This is a genomic window from Trichococcus sp., assembly GCF_049589555.1.
In the GTDB taxonomy this organism is placed as follows: Bacteria; Bacillota; Bacilli; order Lactobacillales; family Aerococcaceae; genus Trichococcus.
On record NZ_JBAWAZ010000179.1, the window covers coordinates 1 to 1,665 of the forward strand.

Genomic DNA, 1,665 nt, shown 5'->3' on the forward strand with positions numbered 1-1,665 from the left:
CTGCACCATCTTATTGTTGGTTGTTTCATTTTCTTCGTTAATTTTTTTATCTGTTGACATTTGCAACCTGCTTTCTTCCCGATGAATGAAAGATAATAATACCATCACTCAAGTATTTTACCAAAAATCCGGTTTTTTTCAATCTATAGCAGTCTTATTTTGCAAAATCCTAACAATTTCAGAATAATCCCTGACATTTCCAGGCTAAACACCCTATTCCTTTGCGTGCGTTTTCATACCATCGCCCAAACGTTTATGGTAAAATGTAAGTGTGGAAAAGAACTGAGTCAGTCCATTTTTTTGCCAAAATCACAATTCATCGGCACTTGGCTTTCAACGCTTTCACGTCAACCGTGTCGCTCAGACTGCAATAGAAAAGAGGAATAAAAATGAACACCTCAAGAAAGGGGTTCAGACATTTATTCGGAGTCATCCTTTCGCTCCTGCTTTTCTTCACCCTTTCGGCCACACCTGCTTTGGCTGCTACCTCGCAGATTATTTACCAAGGTTCTACATCCAATAAGGTTGTTGCCTTAACGTTTGATGATGGATCGGACGGATATTATATCCAATCAATTCTGAACACATTATCAGCCAATAATGTAAAAGCCACTTTCTTCCTCACTGGTCAAGGTGCTGAAAATCATCCACAGGCAATCAAGAACATTGTCGCAGCTGGCCATGATATCGGAAACCACTCCTATAATCATCCGGATTTCACAACCGTATCGACGACCGAGATGACAAACCAACTCAACCGAACCGAAACAATCATCGCAAACCTCACCGGCAAGAGCACAAAACCATTCTTCCGCGCTCCTTTCGGATCCTATAACAGTACCGTCCTGCAAACTGTCGGAAATGCTGGATATACTTACACATTCCAGTGGACAATCGACTCGCTCGACTGGACAGGCAATTCCGCCAATGACATCTACAACCGCGTCATCAACAACGTCGTTCCGGGAGCCATCGTATTGCTGCATGCCGGCTACGGCGCCAACGGAACGACTGCCGCATTGCCGAACATGATCAATCAGTTGCGTGCGATGGGCTACTCGTTTGTGACCCTTTCACAACTATTGAACACCACAAGCACGCCGGGAACAGGTTCAGGAACCAACTACACCGTCCAAGCGGGTGACACCCTTTATGCCATCGCCTTGCGGTATGGTTTGACGGTCCAAGCAATCGTTAATGCAAATGGCTTGACCAATGCCAACCTTATCCGCGTCGGACAAGTCTTGACGATTCCGGGAACAGGCACGCCGACAACACCTACGACCCCTACAACGCCGACAACCGGCACATCCTACACAGTCAAAGCCGGAGATACACTGTATGCCATCGCCTTGCGGTATGGTTTGACGGTCCAAGCAATCGTTAACGCAAACGGCATTGCCAACGCCAACCTGATTCGCGTCGGACAAGTCTTGACGATACCTGGAACAAGTACGCCGACAACTCCTACAACTCCTACTACCGGAACGGCCTATACAGTCAAAGCCGGGGATACGCTCTATGCCATCGCCTTGCGGTATGGCGTGACGATCCAACAGATCGTTACCGCCAATAACATAGCCAACGCCAATCTGATCAGCGTCGGACAAGTGTTGACGATCCCAGGTACCGGAACGCCGACGACTCCAACTACGCCGACAACCG

At 47.5% G+C, this 1,665-nt stretch carries 1 protein-coding gene; it reads left to right on the forward strand.

Features of this window, described 5'->3' with window-relative positions; translation table 11 throughout:
* Positions 1-389: 389 nt before the first annotated feature.
* On the forward strand, positions 390-1,665 hold a 1,276-nt coding region (locus WBV27_RS07070), incomplete at its 3' end, for a LysM peptidoglycan-binding domain-containing protein (RefSeq protein ID WP_424200668.1).